At 73.9% G+C, this 3,341-nt stretch carries 4 protein-coding genes; all 4 read right to left on the bottom strand.

What is annotated here, in order from left to right:
- Window positions 1-161: 161 nt before the first annotated feature.
- Window positions 162-1,193: a lysophospholipid acyltransferase family protein gene (locus C6N75_RS23945; protein WP_105870972.1), complete on the bottom strand. Its 1,032-nt coding sequence runs from the start codon at window positions 1,191-1,193 to the stop codon at window positions 162-164.
- A gap of 15 nt (window positions 1,194-1,208) precedes the next feature.
- On the bottom strand, window positions 1,209-2,273 hold the full coding sequence (locus C6N75_RS23940) for an NAD-dependent epimerase/dehydratase family protein (RefSeq protein ID WP_105870971.1): 1,065 nt from the start codon (window positions 2,271-2,273) through the stop codon (window positions 1,209-1,211).
- A 274-nt stretch (window positions 2,274-2,547) separates the two neighbouring features.
- Complete coding sequence (locus C6N75_RS23935; RefSeq protein WP_003948845.1) at window positions 2,548-2,646, bottom strand: 30S ribosomal protein bS22; 99 nt, start codon at window positions 2,644-2,646, stop codon at window positions 2,548-2,550.
- Window positions 2,647-2,771: 125 nt separating this feature from the next.
- Window positions 2,772-2,984, bottom strand: a complete 213-nt coding sequence (locus C6N75_RS23930) for a helix-turn-helix domain-containing protein (RefSeq protein ID WP_105870973.1) — start codon at window positions 2,982-2,984, stop codon at window positions 2,772-2,774.
- Window positions 2,985-3,341: the final 357 nt, after the last annotated feature.

Here is a 3,341-nt window from a genome sequence, read left to right as displayed (position 1 = left end):
TCCCCCCGCTGCTTCCCGGCATCATCCCCGGCCTCGGCTTCGAACAGGACGAGGCTCCCTAGCCGAGCGGCGGCGACCCGAGACGGCGGTGGGCGCCCTCCCGACCAGGAGGGCGCCCACCGCCGTCGTACGTCAGGGCCGTCGCCCGTCCGGGGCACCGCTCAGAAGAACACCGACCGCCGCTGCACCAGCAGCTTGTACAGCGTGTGCTGGATCTGCTCGCGCACCTGGTCGGTCAGGTTGAACATCAGCATCGGGTCCTCCGCCGCCTCCGGGGTGTAGCCGTCGGTGGGGATCGGCTCCCCGAACTGGATCGTCCACTTCGTCGGCAGCGGCAGCAGACCCAGCGGGCCCAGCCACGGGAAGGTCGGGGTCAGCGGGAAGTACGGGAAGCCCAGCAGCCGGGCCAGCGTCCGGGCGTTGCCGACCATCGGGTAGATCTCCTCCGCCCCGACGATCGAGCACGGCACGATCGGCACCCCGGCCCGCAGCGCGGTCGAAACGAAGCCGCCCCGGCCGAACCGCTGGAGCTTGTACCGCTCCCCGAACGGCTTGCCGATGCCCTTGAACCCCTCCGGCATCACCCCGACCACCTCGCCGCGCTCCAGCAGCCGTTCGGCGTCCTCCGCGCAGGCCAGGGTGTGCCCGGCCTTGCGGGCCAGCTCGTTGACCACCGGCAGTACGAACACCAGGTCCGCCGCCAGCAGCCGCAGGTGCCGCCCGGCCGGATGGTTGTCGTGCACCGCGACCTGGAGCATCAGCCCGTCCAGCGGCAGCGTGCCGGAGTGGTTGGCCACCACCAGCGCCCCGCCCTGGTCCGGGATGTTCTCGATGCCCTTCACCTCGACCCGGAAGTACTTCTCGTACAGCGGCCGCAGCAGCGACATCAGGACCTGGTCGGTCAGCTCCTCGTCGTAGCCGAACTCGTCCACCTCGTACTCGCCGGTGAGCCGCCGGCGCAGGAACGACAGCCCGCCCGCGATCCGCCGCTCCCAGTCGCCCGCCACCGCCGGCGGCCCGGCGGGCGGTTCGGGCGCGTCACCGGCGTCCGGCCGGTCCGCCCCGGGCAGCGCGCTGACCGGGGCGGCCGGCCCGCCGCGCGCGGGCCCGGCCGCGGACCTGCGGCGCGCCCCGCGCGGCCCGCCGGGCCGCGACCGGTCGTCGTCGAACGGAATGACCTTGGCGTCCGCCATCGTGAATCGCGCTCCTCATCCGCCGCTGTGCGTGCTGCCCGCCGCCGCGCCGGGCCGCTCCCCGACCCGGTCGGCGACCCGGTCGACCGCCCGGCCCAGGGTGTCCGGCGGCAGCAGCCCCGGGCCCCGGCTGCGGGCGAAGTCCGCGAACGCCTCCGCCGTCGTGTACGCGGGGGTGAACCCGAGGGTCTCCCGCATCTGCACGGTACTGACCACCCGACCGTGCGTCAGCAGCCGGATCTGCTCCGGCGAGATGTCGCTCGCGCCGACCGTGCGCAGCGCGGTGCCCACCCAGCGGACCGCGGGCAGCGGCACCGGCACGGTGGGCCGGCCCAGCCGCCGGGAGCACTGCGAGAGGGTCAGCACCCCGTCCCCGGCGATGTTGAAGGTGCCGCTGTTGAGGGTGGCCCGGCGCGGCTCGCTCGCCGCGATCCGCAGCACGTCCAGCACGTCGTCCTCGTGCACGAACTGGAGCCGCGGGTCGTAGCCGAAGACCGTCGGCAGCACCGGCAGCGACAGGTACTCGGCGAACGGGGTGTCCGCGGCCGGGCCCAGGATGTTGGCGAACCGCAGCACGCACACCGCGACGTCCGGCCGGCGCCGGGCGAAGCCGCGCACATAGCCCTCGACCTCGGCGGCGTCCTTGGCGAAGCCGCCGCCCGGCAGCGACTTCGGCGGGGTCGCCTCGGTGAAGACCGCCGGGTCGCGCGGCGCGGAGCCGTACACGCTGGTCGTGGACTTCACCACCAGGCGCTGCACGGCCGGCGACTTCTGGCACGCGCCGAGCAACTGCATGGTGCCGATGACGTTGGTCTCCTTGACGGCCGTCCGGCCGCCGGCCCCCAGGGTCCCGGTGACGTCCAGGTGGACGACGGTGTCCACGCCGTACTCGGCGAGCACCCGCCCTATCGTCGGCTGGCGGATGTCGGCGCGCACGAACAGCGCCTCGCCCAGGTCGTGCGCGGGCGCCTCGGCGGCCACCGCGACGACCCTCTCCACGCCCGCGTCGCGCTGGACGCGGCGGACGAACCGCGCGCCGAGCTGCCGGGCCGCGCCGGTGACGAGTACGACCTTCCCCACGATCAGCGCCCTCCGCTCGCTCCTCGTCCCAAGCCGCCACCGTAGCGCGCGACCGCCCGACTGTGACGACCGCCGCACACGCCCCGGCGGACCGCGCGGGCCGGAAAACAGCATCGCGGCCCTTCCACCACTTCGGTGGAAGGGCCGCGATGACGCGGCGCGTACGTCGCACAGCCGGACCTGCGCGTCACTCCGGCGGGTCCCCGGTCACATGGATCCGGGGCCGCCGACGCGGGGCCGGCGCAGCACTCCCCCGCGACCGCGGGGGAGACCACTACTTCTTGTTGCGACGCTGCACACGGGTGCGCTTGAGCAGCTTGCGGTGCTTCTTCTTGGCCATCCGCTTGCGCCGCTTCTTGATAACAGAGCCCACGACTACCCTCGCTCACTTCTCTTCACTCGGTGCGGGGCGTCTGGGCCCACACGACCTACGTCGGCCTAGCGTACCCGCCCGAGCGCCGCGCTCGTAATCCGAGGGTGGTCGCGGAACCCCGCCGGCTACGCGCTCTCCACCCCCACGAAGGAGTCGCGGAGGTACTCGTGCACCGCCTGCTCCGGAACCCGGAAGGACCTGCCCACCCGGATCGCCGGCAGATGACCGCTGTGCACCAAGCGGTACACGGTCATCTTCGACACGCGCATCACCGAGGCGACCTCCGCCACGGTCAGGAACTTGACCTCGTTGAGAGGCCTCTCGCCAGCAGCAGCCATGACCCACCTGTACCTTCCGCCCGCGCCGCCCACCGGCTTCCCCTTCCGGTGACTCTTCGTCGCGGTGCGCTCACTCACCAGACTAGGGGCGGGTGATACGAGTGGGGAAGAGGAGCAGCCGCCGTCCGTTTGCCGCGCGGGGCGGGCGCGTTGGCGCACGGGGCGCGCAACCGGCCCGCGTACGGCGGCCGGTGCGCCGGTCCCGCCCCGCCCCGCGCACGCCGTCCTCCCCTCGGCCTCCCGTGCCCGTGCGTCCGGACGGCCCGCCAGCCTTCGGCCCTCCCCCCCGCTTCCTGCGGACCAGCGCCGCAACCCCCGTGTCCCCCCCGCGCCGGCCGGCCGGCGTAGCCTGCTCCG

The sequence above is a fragment of the Streptomyces solincola genome (genome assembly GCF_002982015.1).
GTDB classification, from domain to species: domain Bacteria; phylum Actinomycetota; class Actinomycetes; order Streptomycetales; family Streptomycetaceae; genus Streptomyces; species Streptomyces solincola.
The sequence above is the reverse complement of the archived record's forward strand: the minus strand, read 5'-3'. Positions and strand labels throughout refer to the sequence as shown.